This is a genomic window from Acinetobacter sp. G11, assembly GCF_049808495.1.
In the GTDB taxonomy this organism is placed as follows: domain Bacteria; phylum Pseudomonadota; class Gammaproteobacteria; order Pseudomonadales; family Moraxellaceae; genus Acinetobacter; species Acinetobacter kookii.
In genome coordinates this window covers 32,175-57,891 of the sequence record NZ_JBNCAT010000004.1, presented here as the reverse complement: position 1 = coordinate 57,891, position 25,717 = coordinate 32,175, and the positions used below count along the sequence as shown (strand labels likewise).

The 25,717-nt window shown below is 42.7% G+C and carries 18 protein-coding genes and 2 pseudogenes; 10 read left to right on the top strand and 10 right to left on the bottom strand.

The window, feature by feature from the left end:
• Nucleotides 1–39: 39 nt before the first annotated feature.
• A complete protein-coding gene (locus tag ACPUEY_RS02765; RefSeq protein ID WP_425121062.1) occupies nt 40–1,377 on the top strand; it encodes an anti-phage deoxyguanosine triphosphatase in 1,338 nt (445 codons plus the stop codon).
• Nucleotides 1,378–1,416: 39 nt separating this feature from the next.
• Here the strand turns inward: ACPUEY_RS02765 and ACPUEY_RS02760 are convergent, their stop codons facing one another.
• Nucleotides 1,417–3,123, bottom strand: a complete 1,707-nt coding sequence (locus ACPUEY_RS02760; protein WP_425121061.1) for a GGDEF domain-containing protein — start codon at nt 3,121–3,123, stop codon at nt 1,417–1,419.
• Nucleotides 3,124–4,524: 1,401 nt separating this feature from the next.
• Here ACPUEY_RS02760 and omp33-36 point away from each other — a divergent pair.
• Complete coding sequence (omp33-36, locus tag ACPUEY_RS02755; protein ID WP_425121060.1) at nt 4,525–5,406, top strand: porin Omp33-36; 882 nt, start codon at nt 4,525–4,527, stop codon at nt 5,404–5,406.
• Between the two features lie 47 nt (nt 5,407–5,453).
• Here omp33-36 and ACPUEY_RS02750 read toward each other — a convergent pair whose 3' ends face one another.
• From ACPUEY_RS02750 to ACPUEY_RS02740, 3 genes are all read right to left on the bottom strand, one after another.
• Entirely contained in the window at nt 5,454–6,149 is a 696-nt protein-coding gene (locus ACPUEY_RS02750; protein ID WP_425121059.1) for an ion channel, read from the bottom strand.
• A 283-nt stretch (nt 6,150–6,432) separates the two neighbouring features.
• Nucleotides 6,433–8,148 carry a cation acetate symporter gene (locus tag ACPUEY_RS02745; RefSeq protein ID WP_092820468.1) on the bottom strand — a complete coding sequence of 572 codons (1,716 nt, stop codon included), beginning with the start codon at nt 8,146–8,148 and terminating at the stop codon, nt 6,433–6,435.
• A 4-nt stretch (nt 8,149–8,152) separates the two neighbouring features.
• Nucleotides 8,153–8,482, bottom strand: coding sequence for a DUF485 domain-containing protein (locus ACPUEY_RS02740; RefSeq protein ID WP_131274170.1), 330 nt, complete (start codon nt 8,480–8,482; stop codon nt 8,153–8,155).
• A 182-nt stretch (nt 8,483–8,664) separates the two neighbouring features.
• Between ACPUEY_RS02740 and ACPUEY_RS02735 the strand changes: the two genes are divergently transcribed.
• Complete coding sequence (locus ACPUEY_RS02735) at nt 8,665–12,156, top strand: hybrid sensor histidine kinase/response regulator (protein WP_131274171.1); 3,492 nt, start codon at nt 8,665–8,667, stop codon at nt 12,154–12,156.
• Nucleotides 12,157–12,582: 426 nt separating this feature from the next.
• Nucleotides 12,583–13,350 (top strand): hypothetical protein, encoded by a 768-nt coding sequence (locus ACPUEY_RS02730; RefSeq protein ID WP_092820472.1) that lies wholly within the window; start codon nt 12,583–12,585, stop codon nt 13,348–13,350.
• 97 nt (nt 13,351–13,447) lie between these two features.
• Here the strand turns inward: ACPUEY_RS02730 and ACPUEY_RS02725 are convergent, their stop codons facing one another.
• Nucleotides 13,448–14,098: a response regulator gene (locus tag ACPUEY_RS02725; RefSeq protein WP_086196617.1), complete on the bottom strand. Its 651-nt coding sequence runs from the start codon at nt 14,096–14,098 to the stop codon at nt 13,448–13,450.
• Nucleotides 14,099–14,474: 376 nt separating this feature from the next.
• Here ACPUEY_RS02725 and msuE point away from each other — a divergent pair, with 376 nt between their 5' ends.
• The 3 genes and pseudogenes from msuE (at nt 14,475) to ACPUEY_RS02710 (ending at nt 17,287) form a co-directional block, all read left to right on the top strand.
• On the top strand, nt 14,475–15,209 hold the full coding sequence (gene msuE, locus ACPUEY_RS02720; protein ID WP_092820474.1) for an FMN reductase: 735 nt from the start codon (nt 14,475–14,477) through the stop codon (nt 15,207–15,209).
• A 97-nt stretch (nt 15,210–15,306) separates the two neighbouring features.
• Nucleotides 15,307–15,636: pseudogene (locus ACPUEY_RS02715) on the top strand (dimethylsulfone monooxygenase SfnG); the annotation flags it as partial.
• 235 nt (nt 15,637–15,871) lie between these two features.
• Nucleotides 15,872–17,287 (top strand): PQQ-dependent sugar dehydrogenase, encoded by a 1,416-nt coding sequence (locus ACPUEY_RS02710; protein ID WP_425121058.1) that lies wholly within the window; start codon nt 15,872–15,874, stop codon nt 17,285–17,287.
• 508 nt (nt 17,288–17,795) lie between these two features.
• Here ACPUEY_RS02710 and ACPUEY_RS02705 read toward each other — a convergent pair.
• Nucleotides 17,796–18,047, bottom strand: a pseudogene (locus ACPUEY_RS02705) (ISNCY family transposase); the annotation flags it as partial.
• Between the two features lie 409 nt (nt 18,048–18,456).
• On the opposite strand from ACPUEY_RS02705, the gene ACPUEY_RS02700 reads away from it, so the two are divergent.
• The gene (locus ACPUEY_RS02700; RefSeq protein ID WP_425121057.1) at nt 18,457–18,825 is read left to right on the top strand and encodes a hypothetical protein; all 369 of its coding nucleotides are present in this window, start codon (nt 18,457–18,459) and stop codon (nt 18,823–18,825) included.
• A 26-nt stretch (nt 18,826–18,851) separates the two neighbouring features.
• Here ACPUEY_RS02700 and ACPUEY_RS02695 read toward each other — a convergent pair whose 3' ends face one another.
• The 3 genes from ACPUEY_RS02695 to acs all read right to left on the bottom strand — a co-directional run bounded on the left by ACPUEY_RS02695 (nt 18,852) and on the right by acs (nt 22,981).
• Nucleotides 18,852–19,022 carry a hypothetical protein gene (locus ACPUEY_RS02695; protein ID WP_162622360.1) on the bottom strand — a complete coding sequence of 57 codons (171 nt, stop codon included), beginning with the start codon at nt 19,020–19,022 and terminating at the stop codon, nt 18,852–18,854.
• A 702-nt stretch (nt 19,023–19,724) separates the two neighbouring features.
• On the bottom strand, nt 19,725–20,906 hold the full coding sequence (locus tag ACPUEY_RS02690) for an acyl-CoA dehydrogenase family protein (RefSeq protein ID WP_425121056.1): 1,182 nt from the start codon (nt 20,904–20,906) through the stop codon (nt 19,725–19,727).
• Between the two features lie 131 nt (nt 20,907–21,037).
• Complete coding sequence (gene acs, locus ACPUEY_RS02685; protein ID WP_425121055.1) at nt 21,038–22,981, bottom strand: acetate--CoA ligase; 1,944 nt, start codon at nt 22,979–22,981, stop codon at nt 21,038–21,040.
• A 296-nt stretch (nt 22,982–23,277) separates the two neighbouring features.
• On the opposite strand from acs, the gene ACPUEY_RS02680 reads away from it, so the two are divergent.
• Nucleotides 23,278–23,859 (top strand): DUF805 domain-containing protein, encoded by a 582-nt coding sequence (locus tag ACPUEY_RS02680; RefSeq protein WP_425121054.1) that lies wholly within the window; start codon nt 23,278–23,280, stop codon nt 23,857–23,859.
• 110 nt (nt 23,860–23,969) lie between these two features.
• Entirely contained in the window at nt 23,970–24,947 is a 978-nt protein-coding gene (locus ACPUEY_RS02675) for a mechanosensitive ion channel family protein (RefSeq protein WP_425121053.1), read from the top strand.
• On the opposite strand, the gene ACPUEY_RS02670 is transcribed toward ACPUEY_RS02675, so the two are convergent.
• The gene (locus tag ACPUEY_RS02670; protein ID WP_425121052.1) at nt 24,930–25,643 is read right to left on the bottom strand and encodes a 16S rRNA (uracil(1498)-N(3))-methyltransferase; all 714 of its coding nucleotides are present in this window, start codon (nt 25,641–25,643) and stop codon (nt 24,930–24,932) included. The genes ACPUEY_RS02675 and ACPUEY_RS02670 overlap by 18 nt on opposite strands.
• Nucleotides 25,644–25,717: the final 74 nt, after the last annotated feature.

The following is a 25,717-nucleotide window of genomic DNA, read 5'->3' as shown; positions in this document are numbered from 1 at the left end:
AACGGTGATTCATTCACCGTTTTTTATTTAGGGCTAATAGTGTTAGATCATAATTTATTAAGTGAAAGAGTTAATCCAGACGTATCTAAAGATGAAGATTGGAATTCCATTTCAAATGATACTCCTTATCAAATTGACCGTGCGCGGATTATACATTCAGCTTCATTTCGACGACTCCAAGCGAAAACTCAAATTCTAGGTATTGGAGATAGTGACTTTTATCGAACTCGACTTACTCATTCAATGGAAGTCGCTCAATTAGGATTTGGAATAACAGAAAGTTTGAAAGCTAGATACAAAAATGATCCATTACTATTAGATTTAATACCTTCTCAAAATGCAATTGAAAGTATCTGCCTAGCTCATGATATAGGGCATCCTGCTTTTGGTCATGGTGGCGAAGTAGCCCTTAATTATTGCATGGTGAATGACGGAGGCTTTGAAGGAAATGGACAAACGTTAAGAATTGTCTCTAAATTGGCTGAATATACACCTGAAAATGGAATGAATTTAACAAGAAGAACTCTCCTAGGATTGATTAAATATCCTGTTCCTTTTTCAAAGTTTAAGATTAATTATCCCTCTAAAGAGTTGACTAAAAATCTAGTACTTCCTTTACAACTTAAAGATTATCAACCACCGAAATGTATTCTTGATACTGAAGCTGATCTTTTTACAACATGGGTATCCAATATTTTTAGTTCTAATGATCTAAAAAAGTTTATGACAATCAATACTGAAAAACGCACAAAACCCAAATATACATCTTTTGATTCCTCAATAATGGAATTAGCTGATGATATATCTTACGGTATCCATGACCTAGAAGATGCTGTTGCATTAAAGCTTATTACAGAAAAGCAATGGCGTGATCAAGTAGTTAAAAAAATTGAAAATATTAAGGTAGAACTTAATAATGATTTAGAAAACATTACGAAATTATTATTCGGAAGCTCCAATAAAGAACGAAAACATGCTATCAGTAAATTGATCCGTTATTTTCTAAAAAAAGTATATATTTATAAACAGAATATTTTTGAACATGAATTATTAGACTATAACGTAGTTCTAGAAGATGAAGAAAATACAGAAGCCCTTGAGGTAATTAAAGACTTTGTAATAAATAATGTAATCCGGCAACCCGAAATACAAATTTTAGATTATAAAGGTCAGCAGATTGTGGTCGAATTATTTGAAGTTTTATCTAATAATCCAAATAATTTATTACCTCAATCTACACTGGAACAATATAAAAAAGCTGAAAATAAAAACCGTGTCATTTGTGATTATATTTCAGGTATGACTGATGCTTATGCTTCACGCCTTTATCACAAATTATTTACACCGAATATGGGTTCTGTTTTCGATAGACTTTAATAGATGCACGGGTGACTATGAATAATTAATGCCAATAGATCACCCCGCCACTTTATTCTTCCCATTTTCTTTGGCCTGAAACAAAGACTTGTCGGCTTTTTCCAGTAATGCCATCCACGATGCCGCCCCTACCGCTACTCCAGCACTGACAGAAACATGAATATTCTGGTTCAGTTCAGCAATATACAGTTCAGAACCACCAATCTCTTTAAGAATTTTATTTGCAACACCCCAAGCCTCCTCAAAAGTAGTTTGCTCAATTAACACCAAAAATTCATCACCACCATAACGTACAATTAAATCCGAAGTTCTGACATTAAATTGCAATTTTTCTGCAATCAGCTTAATCACCTCGTCACCCACAATATGCCCAAAAGTATCATTCACATGCTTAAAGTCATCTACATCAAAAATGATTAGGCCGGTTTGTTTCAATTGATTCGGCTTATTCTCCAGATAACGAATATATTCATCTAAAGCCAAACGGTTAGATACACCCGTCAAATTATCCGTATTGGCAATATTTCTGAGCTGAAATTCCAGTGCATCACGCTGCTGTAACACGCGCTTTAATTCTTTAAGGGCATTTAATAAGGTGACTGGCTCTGCAGCAGATAATGGTTCCCGTTCGGTCTTTATAACCTGATGCTGGGCCAGCCGAAGAATGGTATTTCTGGCTTTAATTAAAGGTATAAAAACATGATTGCGCGCATGGATCATGGTAAAAATAACCGTTACTAGGCAAATCAGCGCCACTAATAAAGTTAAAATCAATTTTTGCTGGGCTTGTTTTTTCTGGCTTTGAGCCACCGTAACACTGTAATCCAGAATATAGCTTTGCAGATCGACCACTGTTACAAACTTATCAACCATTGCCTCGGTGAGTTGCGTACCGGTCAATGAATATGCCTGATTGTGTATACTTTCATTCATCAAGCGAGCAACGATTGGAATGCCTTGGTCTAAAAATTGTGTTTTTACTTGCTGATGTAAAGCCAGATATTCGGGGGTTTTATCCTGTTCGGGCTGTATGGTATTCACTAAAGCCCATAAATAATAGGCCTGATGTTGCGTCTGTAACGACCGCGCCAAGTTATCTTCAGGGATTTTTTCATTAAAAGTCACTGCTGCCATAATATTCGATGCAGTTCGACCCGCCTGATCACGCAAATCAGCCAAAATTAAAATCAGCGTATAATAGTCTGAAACTGAAGTCCCTTTAGCTTCAGAATGTACCAATACATTTTCTATAATTCCCTTACAGCTGTCCCACGCCTTAAACATGTGCTGAATCGCCTGATCCAGCTGCCATGCACGCCGTTCAGATCGAGGCAAGGCACCATAAGCATCGACCGCATTGCGACCTTGGGCCAGAGCGGCTTTTAACTGGGAAGATAATGCCTGAGCCTGACCAGTAAAGCCCGCTGCAGCTAAAATTACGCGTGTCTGTTCAATCTGCAGGTCCACTTCTTTACGGTAAGCTTTTAATTCTTTTAGATTTGCTGCGAATTCATCGGCATTACTCGACATGACCTTATTCGCAGGTGCCCGTTCCCGGGAAATTTTATTGGCTAAATCGGCAACTGCACGAAGCGCAGAAATTTCAGTTAAAGCTCGATCCGCTTTTTGATAGCTTTGATAACTACTGACAATTAAAGGAACAGACAAAAATAGTAAAGACAGGATGATAATGATCATTGACCAGAACAGTCGCTGGCTGATATGTTCCGAGCGTAATTTATGCATGAATCAAATACGCTCCATACAACACGGCTGATCAATCATGTTTGATAATCATATGCAAATACAATTATATATATTACATGATTTTAATTTAAAAAGAGTTAAAATTTAATCAAAATTTTTAAACATTTCTATTTTATCAATCACTTATAATCTTTTTTCAAATAAAAATTAAAAATCCTGTATTTCTTGACTAAAGCTTTAAAGCACAGCTCCTCGGGCTATCGTTTTAACCGAATTTATCTCCGTATTTGCCTGTTTTTTTGCTTACAGCATCGGATCGCTTTTCACTATGTAATTGGAGAGTTTGGAAATGATTGAATTACCCTGAAGTCAGCACACAGTCCAAATTAAACCTCGGCTTTCTGCTGCCAATATTGAGAATATAAACTATTTATTTTTCTAAATTTTTTTATAAATTATAAAGATTTAAAAAATTTTCTACGACAGTTGTAAGAAAACATTTACACGTGCTACAAATAAGTGCATAATGCACTGCATTAGGGCAAATTAAATATATTCCTCAGCAGATTATTTAATTTTTCCGAAGATTTTGGCGAAAAACCCCAGTTTTCTTTGAAAATTGGGGTTTTTTATGCTTAGAACTTAATAAACAGGTTAAAAATATTATATTTTATTGCACTATATTGGTGCTTTATCAATTAATAGATGACTAAAAAAATAAATTATTTAATCATGAAAAAAAATAAGCTTTAACTTCAGCAGTCTTGGTTTCTATTCTGCTATTTATTTTCTTTTAAACTCAATGAAATTGTTTGATTTAAATAAAAAAAAGCCCAACCTTGGGGAAAGTTGGGCATATAAAACAAAAACTTGCTTATGGAGAATCAGATCATCATCACATTATTTCAATGTAGTATGAATTGATAGATACATTATGGTAAAAATTACCAAATAAGTAAAGCCTATTAAAGTAGTAAGGTATTAAATAAACTAAAATTCCCTTCATTTATGTTAAATACATCACAAAACAAGAAATAATGTGTCTATTTTTCAACCAAAAATTATCAGTTTTGAAAGTTTCATTGCGAAAATCGAACAAACATTTCCAAGATGAGGCATAGCTCACGTAACAAAATATATTTCAATTGAATTTTACAATTAATTCTTAAAATTAATTCAATTTAACATTATAATTATCCATTAATTTCTGTTTATTCCCAAGCAGATAAGTTATAAAACCTGGCTTATTCATTTGTTCTAAAATACAATTTTCAAAGTTGACATAGCATAGATCATTTGTACTTTTTTTAACCACGTATGCTACTCATAACAAAAAAACAACAAAATAATGTCTTTTTAGTTCATTGACTTAATGTTTTGTTACAATACAATGAACATAGTTTAATCCATCTGCAATAGAAAATAGAACTGGAAATTACTATGAAAAAACTCGGTTTAGCCACTGCTTTATTATTAGCCATGACCGGTGCTCAAGCGTATCAAGTAGAAGTACAAGGTCAATCTGAGTACATCGACAACACAGTAAATGACAAAAACTTTACTGGTGCTGTACAAGGTACTTATTACCTTAAAAATGTTGATTCTTCTAAAGGTCCATTGGCTGAAGCAGCGTTTTTAAACCAAGCGTCTAACGTGTCTGTAGCTTATAACTACGGTGAATACGATGTAGATGCAGAAAATGCTGATTTCACTTCTCACACTATTGGTGCCAAAGCTGAAGCGTATATTCCAACTAAAGTTGTTCCTGTATACGCTAGCGCTGCTTATAGCAACACCATTACTGACAACAAAGATGGAAATGCCGACGATCACGGCGACCGTTATGCTTTAGAAGTTGGTATTCTTCCAATTGACAACTTCTTGGTGGCTGTGGGTTATACCAGCGTTGCAAACCAATATTCTTTAGATGCTTTCAACATCCTTACTAATGGCGTTGCTAAAGCTGGTTTAGAATCTGAGACAATTGGTCGAGACCAAGATGCAATCACTGCACGTACTAAATACGTAGGTGCAATTGACGGTACGAACATGTCAATCGGTTTTGAGTCAGGTTTAGTTTATGGTGAAGACACTGCTTATAACCTAGGTACAACTCTTTTCGTTACGCCTAAGTTAAGCGTTGGCGCTTCTTACGCTGAATCTAGCTTCGCTGGTTCACCAGACAAAGCTTGGGGTGCGAACGTAAATTACTTCATCACTCCTGCTGTTGCAGTTGGTGCTTCTTACGTAAATGCGAATGCTGAAAAAGGTTCTGTATACGATACAGAAACTGTAGGCGTTAACGCTAAATTCCGTTTCTAATTTTGAATTAGAAAAAGAGTAAAAAAGGACGCTTAAAGCGTCCTTTTTTATTGGTCTTTATCTGTAGGATGCTTGGGTAAATGGGCAATATATTGCAAGGCAATCAAGCGTGACACAATGAGGGCCAGATACATCACCCCAGAAAACATTTGCAATAGTGCCAGTACCCGTGCAGGGGCACTTATGGGCATTAAATCCGATAAGCCGGTTGCGGACTGTAAACTAAAGCTCAGAAACAATAAATCAAGCCAGCTTTGTAAACCTGCAACATTGGGATTCAGGAAACTTCCCGGCGCCAGCAGCTGGCAGACGTTATACAAAAATGCAAATCCCCAGGCCAACAGGGTAAATACCGCACCCGCAGCAAACAGTTCATCTCGGGTTAAATAGCGGTCTTCAAACATATAACGCAACAGGCCATAAGCCGCGCTAAAATAAGCGGCTGCTTCAAAGCCATGGGCGATAACCTGTATCCAGAGATTTTCTATGCCTAATAACATCAGGGAAGAAAAAATCACGGCGCCACTCACGAAACTTAAGCCCAAAATGGTAAACATTGGGGTTTGTTTTATCACTTTGGCAATGACCAGTAAAACCAGCACCCCCAATAGCCAGGTGAGCGTACGGTAAGGCATGCTGTAATTGACTGCAACGGACAGGATCAAAATAATAAATTGTAATAAAAGTAGCCAAGCTGAAGGCAATACGCGAAATACCTTCCACACATCAATAATTGCCTGCATTTTCTGCTCCAGAAGATCGCTTTTTTATGTCTCAATTTTTATGTTCCTTTTAATCAACTTAGCATGAATGCTGAAGCGACAAGCGAAATATTTGTATGAAAAAGATTGAAAAAAAAACCGTTATTTTGATCCGTTCAAGGTGGATGCAGTCACTCTTATGATCTGCCGAAAGGGAATTTAAACAGCGATATCCATTTGAACAGGCATATTACAATCAGGCGATGTGTTATTTGCGCTGATATAAAAAAAGCCCCTGACGGGGCTTTTTTAAAGTAACGCTATCTTAGTGATCTGATGCACCAGAGATACCGATACCTGTTTGTGAACGTACATACTGAGCATCGAAAGCTTTGCGTTCTGCATGCGCACGAGCCGAGCTGTCAGTCACAGAGAATAACCAGCAGCACAGGAACGATAATGGCATTGCAAAGATTGCTGGGCCATTGAATGGGTTGACTGGTGTCTCAGAAATACCGAACGTATCTACCCAAACCGCTTTAGACAAGATGATTAGAGTCACTGCAGCAACAAGACCTACAACACCACCAATTACCGCACCACGAGTGGTCAAACCTTTCCAGAACATTGACAGTACCAGTACCGGGAAGTTGGCACATGCCGCTACCGAGAATGCCAGCCCCACCATGAAGGCAACGTTTTGTTTCTCGAACAGGATACCCAAAATCATCGCAAAGATCGCAAGACCTAAAGTTGCAATTTTAGACATGCGCAGTTCAGATTCAGGAGTCGTTTGGCCTTTCTTGAATACGTTTGCATACAAGTCATGTGAAATTGCTGAAGCACCAGACAGGGTCAAACCAGCCACAACCGCAAGAATCGTTGCGAATGCTACCGCTGAAATGAAGCCCATGAACAAGTCACCGCCAACAGCATCAGACAAGTGAACTGCAGCCATGTTGTTACCGCCAACAAGCTCCAACTTGCCAGTTACAGCCATTTTCGCTACATCAATGAATTGCGGGTTGTTTGATACGTAAAGGATCGCACCGAAACCGATGATGAAAGTTAAAAGATAGAAGTAACCGATGAAACCTGTAGCCACAACCACTGATTTACGTGCTTCTTTCGCATCTTTTACGGTAAAGAAACGCATCAGGATATGTGGTAGACCTGCTGTACCAAACATTAATGCAAGACCAAGTGAAATTGCATCAATCGGGTTAGCAGCCAGTTTACCTGGGCCCATGATATTGCCTGCTTCCGCAAGGCTTATTTCATGTACTTTAGAGAACACCTGGATTGATTGTTCAAACATGTTGGTGAAGCTGAAGCCCACGCCTTTCATTACCATGAAAGCCATGAAAGTTGCACCTGAAAGTAACATCACCGCTTTGATGATCTGTACCCAAGTCGTTGCCAGCATCCCACCGAAGATTACGTAAGCCATCATCAAAAGGCCCACAATCACGACAGCAATGTTGTAGTTCAGACCGAATAGTAATTTGATCAGCTGACCAGCACCTACCATCTGAGCAATCAGATAAAAGGCAACAACAACCAAAGAGCTAAGAGCTGCCAGAGTACGTACCGGTTTTTCTTCCAGACGGAACGAAACCACGTCAGACAAGTTGAATTTACCCAGGTTACGTAAACGCTCTGCAACCAGGAACAATACGATTGGCCAGCCCACCATGAAACCGAGTGAGTAAAGCAAACCGTCAAAACCTGAGCTGAATACCATTGCGGAAATACCCAGGAATGATGCTGCTGACATATAGTCACCGGCAATCGCCAGACCATTCTGGAAACCTGAGATACCACCACCTGCAGTATAGAAATCTGCAGTACTGGTGGTTTGTCTTGCTGCCCATTTGGTAATCAGCAAGGTGAAGCCCACGAAAATCGCGAACATAATAATCGCATGCCAGTTGGTTGCTTGCTGTTCAGCTGCACCCAAATCCGGACCTGCCATTGCCATACCTGACATCAGTAGCGTAGAAGCAGCGAGTGCTTGCGCTTTCAATGAATTCCATTTCATCTGATTACTGTCCTTTCTCATTCGCAATTGCTTCAACTTCTCGCATCGCTTCTTCATTTAATGCATCCAGTTTATTGTTTGCAATATACGAATAAACACCACATAGAATGAAAGACAATACAATAATGCTCAAGCCGAGTGGCATACCTATAGTGGTAACGCCGCCGCTAACCGAACTCATTAAGAATTCTTTGTTATAACCAACTAAAAGCATGAAGCCTACATAAACAATCAACATGATGATTGTTAGTGTCCAACTTAATCTGCTTTTTCTGCTGACCATTTCTTTAAATTTGGGATTCTGTAGAATACGTTCTACATGTGCCTCATCCATAATCATGCTCCTGTGTGCACCCAGCCATAGGTGTTTTTTTTAATTCGAATTATTTCGTTGTCTAACTTAACAATCTTATTAGGTTCTTGTAATTACTACTTTGGTGTTAAATTTTGATCAATTAAAGCGGCGAGATTATTAGATAGGGTATTATTACGACATAAATTTATGCTGTAGGCAATATGAATAGCTGGCTCATTATCGGGGTACTCGCCCTTTATATCGCGTTACTCTTTATCTGTGCATTTTTTGGTGAAAAACATGCGAGTCGCCTAAGTACTCGTGGTCGCATGTTACTCTTTAGTCTAACCTTAGGGGTATATTGCTCATCCTGGACATTCTACGGTGCAACCGGGGCTGCGGTTCGTGAAGGCATTATCTTTCTGCCAATTTACTTGGGTCCCCTGATTTTTGTCGGTGTCGGTTATGATATCTGGCGCCGTTTAGGCCGTGTGCGCCAGCATCATGCCATTTCATCTATTGCAGACTTTGTGGCTGCACGTTATGGTAAAAGCGGCCCTTTGGCATCCCTGGTCACCATTCTGGCAGTCATCGCGATTATTCCCTATTTAGCCTTGCAGCTCAGAGCCATTGCCTTGAGTGCATCGGTGATTCTGCAAGAAAATAGCGGGATTCAGGGCACCACCAATAGTGTGCTTTTCTTGACTGGAATTTTAGCCATTCTGGCCATGCTGTTTGGTACCCGGCAAATTGCCAATACCGAACAGCATGGCGGTTTAATGCTGGCCGTGGCATTTGAGTCGTTTGTCAAACTGTTTGCCCTGCTGTGCGTGGCCCTGTTCTTTGTCTTTGATGCACCCGAAAATTTGGGGCAAATTTCCACGGATGTGGTAGAAACCTTTAAACAGGTTCAGCTGTTTGGTGTTCCCGAAACCTTCTGGGTGCAAACCTTGCTCGCAGCCTTGGCGATTATCTGCTTACCACGACAATTCCATGTCGCGGTGGTTGAACTGCGGGATGAAAAACATATTCGGGGTGCACGTCGCTGGTTTGCCACTTACCTGATTCTGACCACACTGGCAATTATTCCGATTGCCAGCTGGGCGTTGCATGCTGCCCCGCATTTTCTTGCAATTCCCGATGTCGCCGTACTGTCCTTGCCGCTCAGTTATGATCAGGAGTGGCTGACACTTCTGGCTTTCCTGGGGGGGTTTTCCGCTTCTACGGGCATGCTGCTGGTCTCTTCCGTGGCCTTGTCGATTATGCTCAGTAATGACCTGATTATGCCTGCCTTATGGCGTACCGGCATACTTTCACGTCATGACAAGCGTCTGCCTCTGGTGCTGAAATTTACCCGTCGGGTGTGCATTTTAGCGGTCATGTTGCTGGGTTTCCTGTTTTTCCATTTCTTTAATGACATTGACCAGCTTTCAGTATTTGGCTTGCTGGCCTTCAGTGCCGTGGCCCAGTTTGCTCCAGCATTGATTGGTGGCCTGTATTGGCGTGGTGGCAGTAAACAGGGCGTATATGCAGGTCTGATTGCCGGTTTCGTGATGTGGGCCTATACCTTGCTGTTGCCTACCGTACTGCGCAGCCTGCCTGCTGAATACAGCTATTTTAGCCAGCAGTTCCTGCTTGCAGGGCCTTTAGGCATAGACTGGTTACGCCCCGAAGCGCTGTTTGGTTTTCAGTCTTTTGCTCCCCTCACCCATGGCGTGACCTGGGCATTGGGTCTCAATATTTTGCTGTATATCTGGGTGTCGCGAATTTTCCGTCCCAGTATTGCCGAGCAAATTCAGGCGGAAAGTTTTTTCTATTATGAAACCAAACCTTTGCCGACCCACAATGCCTCGAGTGAAATCAATTATTCTCACCAGGATGTGGCCCGTCTGAAAGTTGGCGATTTAATTACCCTGGCCAAACGGATTACCGGTGAAGGACCGGCTACCCAAGCCTTTCAGCAGTTCTGCGCCCAAAACAACGTCATACTGAATGAAAACAGCAATGCCAATGGCATGTGGTGGCGCTTTACCGAACAGTATCTGGCCGGAACCATTGGTGCTGCTTCGGCGCGTACCCTGCTCACCACCGCCATGGTGAATAATGGTCTGGCACTCGGTCAGGTCGCCAATATTCTGGATCAGGCCTCGCAATGGCAGCGTTTTAACCAGAACCTGATCATGACCATGATTGACCATATGACCCAGGGGGTGAGCGTGGTCGATGAAAACATGTGTCTGGTGGCCTGGAACAATCAATACCTGAAACTGTTCGATTATCCCAAAGATATTGTCTATGTTGGCTGTCCGATTGCCGACCTGATCCGTTATAACGCCGAGCGCGGTGAATGCGGGCCGGGTTCGGTCGAAGAACACGTGCGCAAACGGATTCACTGGATGGCCATGGGCAGCGCACATGAATTTGAACGAATCCGTAAAGATGGCCGAGTGATCCAGATGCGCGGCAATCCGATTGAAGGCGGCGGCTTCGTCACCACCTTCGCCGACATTACCGCTTTCCGTGAAAATGAGGCGGTACTTGAAGCACGGGTACAGGACCGTACCCAACAGCTGGCCGATGCACTTTCCGAGCAGCAACTGGCCCGCGAACAGGCTGACCGTGCCAACATGTCCAAAAGCCGTTTCATTGCAGCGGCCAGTCACGACCTGTTGCAGCCAATGCATGCAGCGCGCCTGTTCAGTACCGCTTTAGAACAAAGCGTACAGTCGGATGAAGACCGCAAGACCCTGCAACAGCTGGACCGTGCCTTGCATGGTGCAGAAAGCATGCTGTCTGCCCTGCTGGACATTGCCCGTCTCGAAGGCGGTACCATCCAGCCGAAACGTCAGCCTTATCCCTTGCATGACCTGTTAAGTGACCTGGAACTGCAATTTAAATCCATTGCCGCTCAACGTGGCATTAAATTCAGCGTGCATGATGCACAGTTCTGGATTGATACCGATCCACAGTGGATTCGCCGGATCATTCAGAACTTTGTCAGCAATGCCCTACGCTATACCGCTAAAGGCAAGGTTGTGGTGGGGGTACTTCGCTCTGCAGAAAAACCGCGCCATATCCGGATTGGGGTCTGGGATACCGGTCCGGGGATTGCCGAAGAACAGCGCATCAAACTGTTTCAGGAATTTGAACGCTGTGGCCATACTTCGCCTTGGGGCGAGCAGGGTCTTGGACTCGGCCTGGCCATTGTGCAGCGCATGACCAGCCTGCTGGACTATCCGGTACATGTCTACTCTGAATATGGCAAGGGCTCGTGTTTTATGATTGAAGTGCCGATTGTGGATGCGCCTAAAGTGGTGGCAGCGCCAGTACAGGCGACCCCACTGAAAAGCAAGGCCTACAAGATTCTATGTCTGGACAATGATGAAACCATTCTGGAAGGAATGACCACCTTACTGACCAAATGGGGCTATCAGGTCTTTAAAGCCACTGAACCTGAACAGGCACTAGAACTCATTCAGCAAGAAAATATTCAGGTCTGGCTGGTCGATCAGCACCTGAACAACAATAAAATTGGTCTGGATTTCATTCTGGCCAACCGTCAGGAACAGGTTCCGGTGGCACTGATTACCGCAGATTCCGATCCTGAACTGCCACACCATTTGAAAGATCTCAATATTGTGCTGCTGAAAAAGCCGTTAAAACCGGCATCACTGCGTTCCTGGTTATCGGGCTTAAAAATTTCCGGTTCTTAAGCGACTTATTCAGAAATCACTGCAGATCAAACGCCCATTTCATGTATGTGAAATGGGCGTTTTCATTACATAAAAACACCCTCTCTTTACCTCACTGGCAATTTATTTTCTATTCTAGGCAAAACTGCTCAAATTTTTTAATTTAGCCGCTCCTTTATTGACCAAAAATTTCAACCTTGCATTTCCTATGGCAAAGATGATCAAAATTTAAATATACACTTGTATAATTGGTTACAATTTTTTCAAGTCATTATTATTAAAAATATTTTTAGAAGAAAAATCCATTATATAACTTTAGTCGTATTCCGTTTGGGGTCAGCCTGGCTCATATATGAGAGCAATAAGTGATCAGTTTAATCTGTCTATCAGTCTGCCTCAAAACGCTGCCCAAGAAACTGATCATCATAGAAAATACAGGAGTTTAAGATGAACATTTCTGAAGCCGGAAGTTATGGCGTAGATCAATCGCAACAATTTTACCGTCAATATGGGGCCAATGCCCTGTTGCCCGAAATTCAATGGACCGAACTATTTAGACCCAGCCACTTAAAGGACACTCATATTCAAGCCCTGAATACCCTGTATCAAAGCGCCGTCCCGCTTGCCTTGCAGGTATTCGATGAGCTGAATTTTGACGTCTTTAGCCCTGCAGCCTATAAACCGCAAGGCTTGGGTTTATTTGAGAAACTCGCTGAACAGGAAGACAAGCTGATTCAGTCTTTAGCCGCTGAAGCTAAAGACTTAACGGATAAAGTCCGTCACCAGATTTGGAGCATGTTATTGCGTGGTGGTGCCGTGCTGGTGTTTAAGGCATGGCTTGGAAAAGTCAAAACCGATCAGGATCTGCTCGACACCACCCAGTTTGATGAACTCTCTGATCTGCTGTTTATTAAAACCCCACCCCTGGAATTGGCAAAACATTTAGGCATCAATGCCCATGCCGATGAAGATCATATTTTCCTGCTGTATGGCAGCGATGTCTATTTAGACCGCTTTAACAGTCTGGAAACCGCAGCATTGTTTGTCGATTTGGGCGTATATGATGCTGCCTTCTTGAGTTTGCGCGATGACAGTGTGGCTGAATATCTGAAAGAGAAAGCCTATGTCACTCAAGAGCAAATTGATGATCTGCAATGTGCATTGAACCCCTTATTTTGCACAGACAGTACTCCCAGACAAAGCTGCGTCGCCTAATGCAAGACATTAAAAGCTTTGTTTTTTAAAGTCATTTCCAACAAAAAAAGGCACTTTTATCAAGTGCCTTTTTTTGTTCAATGCTCTATGCAGCAGATTACATTTTCTTTTCTTCGATATTCAGCGCACTGATGGCCAATACGGCCTGAGTACGATTTTGCACATTCAGTTTCCGGAAAATGGCCGTCACATGTGCCTTAATGGTCGCTTCAGAAACATCCAGCTCATAGGCAATCTGCTTATTCAGCAAACCTTCCGCCACCATCATCAATACGCGGAATTGTTGCGGGGTAAGTGACTGAATACGTTCTGCCAATGCGGTTTCATCCGCTGCACGCGGGTCAAAGTTCATGTTGGCAGGCAAGTTTGGCGGTAACCAGATTTCCCCTTCCAGTACCTGACGGATTGCCTCACCAATATGGCTTGGATGTGCAGATTTCGGAATATAACCCATTGCACCATGGGCTATGGCACGTTGAATAATCGATACTTCTTCATGCGCAGACACCACAATAATCGGAATGGATGGATATTGGGCACGGACATGCACCAGAGCCGAAAAGCCCGAAGCTCCCGGCAAATTGAGATCCAGTAAAACCAAATCTGGTTCCGGTCCATTATCCAGGCGCTCATAAAACTCATTGACTGCAGCAGTTTCCTGAATTTGCGCTTGCGGCAAACTGTAACGAACAGCTTGAATCAAGGCATGACGAAACAGGGGATGATCATCTACGATTAAAATATTCATAAGCAGCATGAAAGATCTGGTGCACATTAAGAGCTATTCTAACCACACAAGCACTATTAAGGATATGCAAACAATCACTTTTTTCATCCAATATGGCATTATTTTATGAAAAAACTGCTTGTATTCAGGTTTTTCGAAAAATCATCAAACCTAATCATATTTTGATATAAATTTTATCGGCTAGCTCAAAATACTTATTAACAATGAATATAAATATAAAAATCAGAATATTAGGTTCCATAAAAGCACATTTTAGTGACTTTTTATTTTATATCTTAAAATCAGATAACTTTTATTGATTTGCTTATTTTACAGAATATCCCGGCTGTTGATTAATAAAGCTATTCCGAGATTCTATGCTTTAGGTTATTCAAAAATGTCTATTTTAAACGCACAAAAACCATTGAATATTGTTGCTGTATCAGGCGGCTTAAACAATCCTTCCAAAACCGAGGCGTTGGTACAAGCCATTATTGATGAGTTAGGTGAAGCAACGCCAATTCATGTGCACTTTATTAAATTTAGCGAAATCGGCTCTTTACTGGGCGGTGCAATTTACCGTAACCAGTTGCCACAACGTGTACAGGATGACCTGGCCGCAGTTGAAGCGGCAGATGCCCTGATTGTCGGCACACCGGTTTACCGTGCATCATTCACCGGACTTTTCAAACATTTCTTTGACTTCGTAGAACAAACTGCACTGGTCGATGTACCGGTACTGCTTGCTGCATCGGGTGGCAGTGAACGTCATGCCTTGGTGCTGGAACATCAATTGCGTCCATTGTTCAGCTTTTTCCAGGCGCAGACTTTACCAATTGGCGTCTATGCAACCGACCGTGACTTTACCCCTGAATATACCATTCACAGTGAACTGCTGCGTGACCGCATTACACTCGCTGTAGCACGTGCATTACCAATCCTTGAGTGGGCACCTGCCAAAGGTCAACGCGCTGAAGTGGTCAAAGAGAAATCTCAGCAAGCCAACCAGAACCTCGGCATCAACAAACAGATTGAGCAGGAAGAAGTGCTTCCTTCTGCTGCTGTTCCAAGCCTGGACGCTGCCGAAGCGCGCCTGCACAGCAAAAAAGCACCGAAGCCACAAGTGGCTTAAAGCAGCTAAGCAATTACATCCTGAGGGTACACAGAATGTCAGTACAAGATAAAAACATCCTGTTTTCTTATTGGGTACCAAAGGTCAGCGGTGGTTTGTGGCCAAAGCCAATGTGCAGGCCGTAAAATTTTTTGGGAATGCCACCCGTGAAGCAGGTGCTGCAACATTCGAGGGTGAAGGTAACTGGGCTAAATCGACCTTTGAAGATCTGGTGCAGTACAACGATGGTTTTAAAACCAATTTAATTGGTACACCGCAGCAAATTGCGGAACGTATTGTTGAACTGAAAGCAGTCGGTGTGGATCTGATTTTGTCCGGCTTCTTACATTTTATTGAAGAAGTTGAATATTTTGGACAAAAAGTGTTGCCATTGGTTCGTGAACTGGAAGCGCAGCAACTCGCTGTTTTCACCTCTAAGTCTGCTTAATCTCGGTAAGCAAACAGACCGTACACGAACTCAAATCATAATAATCAAATGGCTTCTCCATCTTTCCCTCAAGGCTCGGCTTGGGGGATTTTTTTAATTATGCAGCAGAGCTAGCTTTACTCAAACCGAACGCAATAACCAATCGTCAACCAGAAAAAACAAGAACCGCATGGTGGCTGCTTCAACAAAATTTTAAAGTAAGCCGATAGCGGCAAAAAATAAGCTGGAAATAAAGATGTCTGCTCAATTTTTACTGTCCCTTGCGGGCGCTGCCATTGTATTGGCATTCACCGGATGTGCCTCACCATCCAGGTCTCCCATTACAGACAGTTATGGTCCTCAGCCGCATCTGCCTGAACCCAAATCCAGTCTGTTTCCTACAGTCAATATTGCCCCGGCCAAAGGCTGGCCTGCCGGCACCATGCCCACCCCGGCTCCAGGTTTGAAAGTTCAGGCCTTTGCCAAAGAACTGGAACATCCACGCTGGCTGTATGTGTTGCCGAATGGCGATGTGCTGGTGGCTGAAACCGATGCACCGCCCAAACCGGATGACAGTAAAGGTTTTAGGGGCAAAATCATGAAACTGCTGATGAAGCGTGCCGGGTCATCGCATCCGAGTGCCAACCGCATTCGCCTGCTGCGTGACAGCAATGGCGATGGGGTGGCAGAGCAAAAAACCGTGTTCCTGCAAAATCTGAATTCCCCCTTTGGCATGGCGCTGGTCGGCAATACGCTGTACGTGGCCAATACGGACGCCTTAATGCGCTTTCCTTATCAAAAAAATGCAACTCAAATTACCGCAGGCGGCAGCAAAGTTCTGGATTTACCCGGCGGCCCGCTCAATCATCATTGGACCAAAAACGTCATTGCCAATTCTGCGGGCAGCAAACTCTATATTACCGTGGGTTCAAACAGTAACGTGGCTGAAAATGGCCTGGACCAGGAAGCTGGCCGCGCACTGATTATGGAGTTTGATATTGCCAGCGGCAAAGCACGGCCCTTTGCCACAGGGTTACGCAACCCGAATGGGATGGACTGGCAACCGCAGAGTGGCATGCTCTGGACAGTCGTGAATGAGCGGGATGAAATTGGCAATGACCTGGTTCCCGATTACCTGACCTCAGTCCAGGATGGCACTTTTTATGGCTGGCCCTATAGCTATTATGGGCAACATGTGGACACACGGGTGAAACCTCAAAACCCCGAGCTGGTCGCGCGCGCCATTAAACCCGATTATGCACTCGGTAACCATACGGCTTCCTTAGGCCTGACATTTTATACGGCTCAATTGATGCCGCAGTATCGCAGTGGTGCGCTGATTGGTCAGCATGGCTCATGGAACCGTAAACCGCATAGCGGCTATAAGGTTATTTTTGTGCCCTTTCAAAATGGCCAACCTTCAGGTCAGCCACAAGATGTACTCACTGGCTTTTTAAGCAATAAGGGAGATGCATTTGGACGGCCTGTCGGGGTGGCGGTTGATCGTTCGGGAGCAATATTGGTCGCCGATGATGTCGGCAACATGATTTGGCGCGTATCGCCCATCAGTACCATGATGGATAACCGGCCAATCAATAAAACGATTAGCCCTGCTTCTGCGAGTCAACAGCCTGTGAGTTCACAACCTGATTCAGAAAAAGCAGCCCAGTAGTCATGGCCAAATAAAATGACATAAAAAAAAGCCCGACATCCTGTCGGGCTTTTTCGTATGGGTTAGTTAAGCATGACTCCTGTCTTGCTTCACGGTCCTGGTGTCTGAACGTTTTATTGTTGTTTGATGTTCCGGAACATCCTGTTCCTGCATGAATTCATCATAGGAAAAAAATCTGGCTGTGCCCATCCGCAAAATCCTTAAATTGATGTGCGCCAAAGCTTACAGAGCCGGCCAATTTTTATGCATAAAATATATGGATTCTTTCTGTCCCGAACGGATTTATAACTCACAAAGAACTGTTAAATTGAATTTTTATTGATCAATTTAATTGACAGAACATTACATATCCGGCTAAAAAATACACGAGTTGTTAAAACGTGTGTTTTTTGATCTCTTGGGTTTGGGATTTATGGATTTAAGTTTTTGATAAACAATAATATTTTAAAAATATTGTTATTCACCAATTAAAATGTCTATGCGATAAACCATTTAAAATGTCCTGTTTTTAACTACAAGAGTCAAGAACAGGATTTAAATTCCTTTGTTCAATGATGGCTTTCTGAGCTTTACGACTCGGCATACTTTTCTTGAGACGGGAACGTTTATTCTGTTTCTCCAATTCCTCATGTTGCTGCTGGATATGGGCCAGAACCGAGCCTAATCGTTTATTCTCAACCACTGCATTTTGCTGTAGTCCAGCCAGTTTATTGAAGACGCTATAGTTGATCTTCCGTCCTTCATGCATGAGGGCCACAGTGATCAGCATCTCGATTCATATCCAGTCCATGATGTTGATGCGCATCATAGACCAGACATTTTTATTGGTGAGAATACAGACACTTTAAATGGTTTCTAACAAATCTGTTTCGTATAACGACCATTATGTTAAATAGAGGAGCATACTTAAGTACTTGTATATTATGTTTGTGATTGATCATTACTTAGAATAGGAATACATGCGAAACATTAGAAATTGGGTTACAGAGGAAATAAAGTATCCCTTATCCCAAATATATCTATTTTTTTACAAGAATATCTTTATTTTTATAATCCCAACAATTATTTTTTGGTCGCTAATATTGTTTCTGAATCCCTATCTTATAACTCCTATATCTAAGCTGCCAATTTATCTAGAAAGCCCTACTTTTGATATAAAACAGGGGAGAATGACATCTCTAATTTTGGTTGAAGATAAGAAAAAATACATAGCTAATTGTGCATATTTGGAAAGTAAAAATGAGAGTTTTTGTGAGATCAACCAATTGAAAAATATAATAAAAATAGAAGGCGAAATAATTGATACTAACTCAGTTTCAAAATCTAATATTTTGATAAAAAAAATTATTTTTCAGAGTACCACTTCAGATGATAATTTTGTATTTATTACTGATCCGAATGTAAGTAAGCGCTGGGAGAAATCGTTAGTATTTCCGATTTATGTAATACGTTTTTTATTAATCCTATCTATTCTCTTTATTTCATTTTTTGTATTAAAAAGACGTTTAAATCGTCAGATCGATGGCTATTCACTCTAAAGATATACTTGATGGCTATAGGTTTTTTATTTAAAGAAAGAACCAACAAACATAACTAAGACACCAGGTAACATTCCTAAGAAGCTTGCTGCCTTTGCATCCATATGATTATTTACTTTTTCACGAAATACATGAGGACCAATAAACGTCCCTACAATACTGATGATTAGTCCAATAAATATTAAAAAATCTCCCACTGCCTTTCCTTCCTTTTTTATTTCGTATAACAGCCATTATGTTAGATATAGCTAAACTGATTTTGCATGTTACGAAGAATATCTTTAATAAATTTAATTATATCAATATTTTATAATTATAATATTGTATCATAAAAAGTAATTTAGCTATAGAGGTCATTTGGAAAAGCTATCTAATAATTAAAATGAAGAACATTCCTGTAAAAATGGTTCCAATTATGAAATATATCAAAGGCACAAAATATCTTTGATACCAATGTGGGCTTTTCCCTTCACTGTCTATAAGACATCTTTTATTCCAAGTTGGTATGAGAAATATTAAAGCACAAGATATGAAAACAACTATTTTATTAAAACTAGATAAATCATTAATATAGTTTAAACCACTGTGTCTTTGAGCGAGCAGAAAGAACATAATTATTGGATAGAGTAAGAACCCTAGTAAGAGCCCCAACCACGTTAATGCATTATTAATCACAAAAAAACTCACTAAATTTTAGTTTTTCTAAAATTAACATAATACACCTTATATGAAATTAAAATTTATTTTATAAAAATCAATTATTTAAATACAACTAAAAGCCTAATCTTCACAAATTAGGCTTTTTTAAGTGATTTTTCACGTTCCACGCCCTTAATTCATTTTTTAAACCGAGAAGCAAAAAAGACTTCTATTTCGTAAAATGGCATTTTCTTATTTCATTACGAATAAAAACTCGGATCAGGAACTTTAGCCGTTAACACCCACTCCCCAATTTCCTGATATTTATAATCCACCGGGTCATGCAAAGTTTGGGTACGCACATTGCGCCAGAAACGGTCCAGGTTTAATTGGGCTGTGGTGGCACGTGCACCCATCACCTGAAAAATATTCTGTGTGATATACAGCGAGGTATTGGTCGCAGCAATTTTGGCAGTCGCAATGGCAATGGACACCTCACCACGCTGTTCAGCTGTTAAGCCTGCACCAATATCCCAAGCCTTCTGTAGTGTCTCTACCGCTTTAGCTGCCAGTAAACGCACGCCTTCCAGCTGCATATAAAATTCGGCAAAGTGCTTTTGCGTAAACGGATCATTCACGGCATTTTCCACCAAAGATTTGGACCAGGCTTTCTGCTTTTGTACGGTGTGCTTGGCGGTTTCAAAAGCGCCTTCTGCCACGCCTAAAAACAGATGCACAAAAATCAGTTGCGCAATCAGCGGACGTAAACTCGAATATGGCGTACTCAGTGGTCCCGGATTGAGCAATAACTCATCTTTTTGAATTTTAACCTGTTCGAAATGACTGGTACCGCTGTCGCTCTGGCGTTGTCCCATATTGTTCCAGTCCCCTAAAAAGCTCACCCCTTCTCGGGCTGTCGGAATCACGCCTATCAGCAATTTGCCTTCATCGTTATAGCCTGAGCAGAGCAAGATGTCGGAATCGATCGAACCTGAACAGAAGCTTTTGTCACCCTGAAACAGGTATTCATTTTCAGACACTTTGACTGCGGTGGTTCGTCGGTCTAAGGGGTTTAAGGTATTGCCCCAAAACAGGTTCTCTTTTGCAGTTTGCTCAAACCATTTTCCATACTGTTCAGGCTGGGAAAACAGTTGCACCGTCGCAATCAGCAAATGATGAAAACCATACACATGCGCCAGAGAACTGTCGACCTGGGCAATGGTTCGAATGGTCTGAAATACCGTTTTCCAGTCCGCGCCCTGACCGCCATATTGGGTTGGAATGGCAAGCCCCAGCAAGCCACTTTGACGGATTAAATCACGCTCCTGTTTTGGGTTACCGCCCTGCTTGTCGCGTTCTGCAGCAGTGGTGGCAAACTGTTCCGCCAGTTGCCCGGCAATGTATAATGGATTTGACGTTAAAAGCGGGGATGAAGCATTCATAATATGATCTGATTATTGCTGTATTTTTAGCTTAGCAGATGATGTTTTCATGTTTTATCTGAATGCCTGCAGTGCTTATGCATAAAATAAAAATACCGCCTGAACATGCAGACGATATTTTAATCAATCACTTATTTGTCAGGATAGACCGTCGCGATCAGATTATCCACCACCTGTGGATCGGCCAGGGTTGAAGTATCTCCCAAAGTGTCCAGTTCATTGGCGGCAATTTTTCTTAATATACGGCGCATGATTTTACCGGAACGGGTTTTCGGTAAAGCCGGTGCCCAATGCAAGGCGTCCGGTGTAGCCACAGGGCCCAACACCTTACGCACCCAGTTAATCAGTTCATTACGTAGTTCTTCGGATTCCTCAAAATTTGCCTGTAAGGTCACGAATGCACAGATGCCTTGTCCCTTAATATCATGCGGCATACCAACCACGGCCGCTTCAGCCACATGCTCATGCGCTACCAGAGCACTTTCCACTTCTGCCGTACCTAAACGATGTCCGGAAACATTCAGCACGTCATCGACACGTCCGGTAATCCAGTAATAGCCATCCTTGTCACGGCGAGCACCATCTCCGGTAAAATAGCTTCCCGGATAAGTCGAGAAATAGGCTTCAATAAAACGCTCAGGATCACCCCAGATGGTACGCATCTGACCCGGCCAGGAATCCTTGATGATCAGGTTGCCTTCGGCTTCCCCTTCAAGCTCCTTACCTTCAGCATCGACAATTGCCGGTTGTATGCCAAACAATGGTCGGGTTGCAGAACCCGGTTTTAAATCGGTTGCACCCGGCAAAGGTGAAATCAGGATTCCTCCTGTCTCGGTTTGCCACCAGGTATCGACAATTGGACAGCGGCTTTCACCGACCACGGTGTAATACCAGTTCCAGGCTTCCGGGTTAATCGGCTCACCCACCGAACCGATCAGGCGCAAACTGCTGCGGTCACTTTCCCGGACGAAGGCATCGCCTTCGCGCATCATGGCACGAATGGCTGTGGGTGCCGTATAGAGAATGGAAACATTGTGCTTGTCGACAATATGACCGGTACGCGCCCAGGTTGGATATTGTGGCACGCCTTCAAACATCACCGTGGTGGTGCCATTGGAAAGCGGGCCATAAATCACATAGGAATGCCCGGTAATCCAGCCCACATCTGCGGTACACCAGAACACATCATCCTGCTTGATATCGAACACTTCGCGGAAAGTGGAATTCACATAGGTCAGATAGCCACCGGTCGTATGCAACACCCCTTTCGGCTTGCCGGTCGAACCCGAGGTATACAGAATGAATAACGGATCTTCGGCATTCATCGGTTCAGGCGGACAGATTTCATTCACCGACATGATTTCCATGTGATACCACAAATCACGCCCGGGCTGCATTTCAATCGGGTTGCCGGTACGGTGTACCACAATCACATGTTCAACCGATTCAGTTCCGGCAATTTTCAAGGCTTCATCCACATTGGCCTTAAGCAGAATCGGCTTGCCGCCGCGCATGCCGGAATCGGCAGTAATGACCATTTTGGCCTGGCTGTCTTCAATCCGGCTGGCCAGTGAATCGGGAGAAAAACCGCCAAACACCACACAATGCACCGCGCCAATCCGGGCGCAGGCCAGCATCGCAATTGCGGCTTCCGAAACCATCGGCATATACAGCACCACCCGGTCGCCTTTTTTAATCCCGTTCTTTTTCAGCACATTGGCAAAGCGGCAGGTTTCATCATAAAGTTCGTTAAAGGAAATAATCTTGTGACGGGACGGGTGATCGCCTTCCCAGATAATGGCCGGTTTATACGGATGTTCCTTGAGATGACGGTCCAGACAGTTGGCACTGAGGTTCAGCTGCCCATCAGCGAACCATTCAATCTTGAAATTGTCCTTGTCGAAACTGGTATTTTTGACCTGGGTAAAAGGTTTGATCCAGTCCAGCTTGTTGGCCTGTTCAGCCCAATATTCATCAGGCTGCGTGATGGATTTCTGATAACGCTCGAAATATTCAGACGCATTGGTGCGAGCGGTTTTTTTAAATTCTTCTGGTACAGGATAGATCTCATTCATTGTTTACTTCCTTGATCTTATTCATCTCATCACGAGATGCTATGCCGCGTTGTTATTGCTTTATTTATTGACTGCATATCTACAGTATGACGATTATTTTTCAACCGCTTCAATCATGCTTTGGTCGTAGTTTATTTATACAATTTAAAACACATACCCCTTATCGTATTCAACAAAAAATATGGTTTTATTCGTATCTGATCTGTTTATTTAATCTTATAATTTAAGCAGAAGATAGTGTTCTAACTTTGCAGAATTCATCATTTTCTTATTTTTATTTTAACCGGAAAAAGCGTATGAAACCGCAAGATGCTTCCCCATTTTTTTCCCGATCCCAACCGGCCAAGGCAGATAATCCGCTTTCTCCAGAAGGTCGTTTCGGTCGTCTGAGTTCAATTGGCTGGTATGGGTTTGTGCATCTGATTGCTTTTTTTGCCACCCTTGCCTTCAGTCTGGCACTGGGCATTTTTAATATGCATACCTTGTCCATGGACAATCAGTTCGTCAATACCCTGACAGGAATCGCCGGACTGGGTTTTGTGGTCATTCTGGTGATTTATCTGTATTTTCTGATCGTGATTACGGTACGCCGCCTGCATGACCTGAACCGTAGCGGCTGGCTGATCCTGCTGTTTTTGCTGCCACTGGTGAATATTTTTATGGGGCTATATTTGCTGTTGGGTGCTGGGACCAAAGGCATCAACACCTATGGATTGCCGCGTGAAACGCCGGTCTGGGAAAAAATATTGGCCTGGTTGATGATTATCATCACGGTACTGAGTTTCCTGGCTTCAGGCAGCATGGTGTCTTATATGTTTGGTACCGGCGAGCTGGAAGTACCGCCACAAGTCATTCAAAAAGGCACCCAGTATTTCTAAAGCCGACTGACAATTTTTGACAAAACGGCAGTGAATACGATGTATGGTTGGTTAAATTTTTGTTCAGTTTCAGGCAAAATAGCGCCCACTGATCATCATCCGGAACACTTGTGGCTGAAAAACAAAACGCCTTGAATGAAGTAACTCAAGACACGTCTCAACTTTTGCAAGAAGCAACAGAAAAGACAGCGCAAACTGTCATTGAACATACGGCAAAATACAATGATGCCTATTCCACCATCGACAAATTTGTCGATGCCTTTTGGGAACGCCTGCCTTATTTGTGTATCGCGTTGGTGGTGTTTACCATTTTCTATTTGCTGTCAAAACTGTTTAAGTTCTTTGTCCGTAAAGCGCTTGCGGACCGTAGTTATACCAAGCAGAACCTGGTCCTGGTGCTAAACCGTGTCGGCAGTTCTGCCATCATCTTCATTGGCTTTTTAATTGCCATGGTTATTGCCATTCCAGGTTTTACCCCGGGTCAGCTGATGAGCGCCTTGGGGATCGGTTCGGTGGCCATCGGTTTCGCATTCAAGGACATTTTCCAGAACCTGCTCTCTGGCATCTTAATCCTGCTGGGCGAACCATTCAAAATTGGCGATGACATTATTGTTTCGGGCATGGAAGGAACGGTTGAGGATATCCAGATTCGCGCGACTTACTTACGTTCCCCCGATGGTCGCCGTATCGTGATTCCCAATGCGACGGTGTATACCAGTGCAGTAACTGTCAACACGGCCTATCAACGCCGCCGTTGTGAATTTGTGGTCGGAATTGGCTATGAAGATGATGTACAAAAAGCCAAGAGCATTATCTTAAGCATTCTAGATAAAGACCCGACCATTTTGAGCCAGCCTGGATTTGCAGTGAACGTCAATGCGCTTGCCGACTTCTCGATTAACCTGAATGTACGTTGGTGGGTCGATACCACAGAAACCACCACTGCAGGTTCAATCAGCGAAGTTCAGGAACGCGTGATTAAAGCTTTTGCTGAACACGAGATTTCAATTCCCTATCCGGTCCAGGAAGTCAAAATCTATCGTGGCAATGACACGACAGAAGTCGCTGAATCAGCACGTGCTAAATAAACGGCCCAATACGTAGGGAATTACCGTTTCGGTCCGAATAATACGGTTGCCTAGGCTTAACGCCTGGCAGCCGTTTTTTATAAGTAAATCAATTTCATAAGGGATAAAACCGCCCTCTGGGCCAATCACGATTGTGCAGGGATGATCAATCGCAAAAGGCATGGGTTGCTCCACATAAGGATGGGCCACATAGGCAGGACGTTCTGCGGTGATTAAACCGGGCAGCACATCTTCAACAAAAGGCTTAAAGCGTTTATGGATTTCAATTTGCGGTGCAACCGTATCCCCTGCCTGTTCCAGACCCAAGGTTACATAATGATCCAGCTGCTGTAGAAATGGGGTTTGCCAATAACTTTTATCGACGCGGTAGCTATGCAGCAAAATTATTTTTTCTACCCCTAAAGTCACGCTATCCATAATCAGGCGGCGCAGCACTTTTGGACGTGGCATGGCGACAATTAAAGTCACGGGAAGTTTAGTCGGTACACTTTCTTCTTTGATCGGTTTTAATTTTATGGCCTGTTCCGTTACTTCCACAATTTCGGTCAGGTAACGATTTCCCTCACGAATACCCACTTTGAGCGTGTCACCTACGCTAATCTCCAGATGTTGCTGTAGATGCTCTAACTGACGTTTGCTGCTAATGGACCAATATTCAGATTCAGTTTGCCGTGGGTCAAGGAGGACAATATTCATAATCTTCTGCTAAAGAATCATTCAACATATTAGGATACGCGGAAGGCGACAGGGATGTCGCCCGCTGATCTGTA

Coding starts and splice junctions, on each gene's coding strand:
- ACPUEY_RS02740 (WP_131274170.1), bottom strand. CDS start 8,482: ATGGATGAGGCACATGTAGAACGTATTCTACAGAATCCCAAATTTAAA.
- ACPUEY_RS02725 (WP_086196617.1), bottom strand. CDS start 14,098: ATGAATATTTTAATCGTAGATGATCATCCCCTGTTTCGTCATGCCTTG.
- ACPUEY_RS02710 (WP_425121058.1), top strand. CDS start 15,872: ATGTCTGCTCAATTTTTACTGTCCCTTGCGGGCGCTGCCATTGTATTG.
- msuE (WP_092820474.1), top strand. CDS start 14,475: ATGTCTATTTTAAACGCACAAAAACCATTGAATATTGTTGCTGTATCA.
- omp33-36 (WP_425121060.1), top strand. CDS start 4,525: ATGAAAAAACTCGGTTTAGCCACTGCTTTATTATTAGCCATGACCGGT.
- ACPUEY_RS02690 (WP_425121056.1), bottom strand. CDS start 20,906: ATGAATGCTTCATCCCCGCTTTTAACGTCAAATCCATTATACATTGCC.
- ACPUEY_RS02735 (WP_131274171.1), top strand. CDS start 8,665: ATGAATAGCTGGCTCATTATCGGGGTACTCGCCCTTTATATCGCGTTA.
- ACPUEY_RS02745 (WP_092820468.1), bottom strand. CDS start 8,148: ATGAAATGGAATTCATTGAAAGCGCAAGCACTCGCTGCTTCTACGCTA.
- ACPUEY_RS02730 (WP_092820472.1), top strand. CDS start 12,583: ATGAACATTTCTGAAGCCGGAAGTTATGGCGTAGATCAATCGCAACAA.
- ACPUEY_RS02670 (WP_425121052.1), bottom strand. CDS start 25,643: ATGAATATTGTCCTCCTTGACCCACGGCAAACTGAATCTGAATATTGG.
- ACPUEY_RS02760 (WP_425121061.1), bottom strand. CDS start 3,123: ATGCATAAATTACGCTCGGAACATATCAGCCAGCGACTGTTCTGGTCA.
- ACPUEY_RS02750 (WP_425121059.1), bottom strand. CDS start 6,149: ATGCAGGCAATTATTGATGTGTGGAAGGTATTTCGCGTATTGCCTTCA.
- ACPUEY_RS02680 (WP_425121054.1), top strand. CDS start 23,278: ATGAAACCGCAAGATGCTTCCCCATTTTTTTCCCGATCCCAACCGGCC.
- acs (WP_425121055.1), bottom strand. CDS start 22,981: ATGAATGAGATCTATCCTGTACCAGAAGAATTTAAAAAAACCGCTCGC.
- ACPUEY_RS02700 (WP_425121057.1), top strand. CDS start 18,457: ATGACATCTCTAATTTTGGTTGAAGATAAGAAAAAATACATAGCTAAT.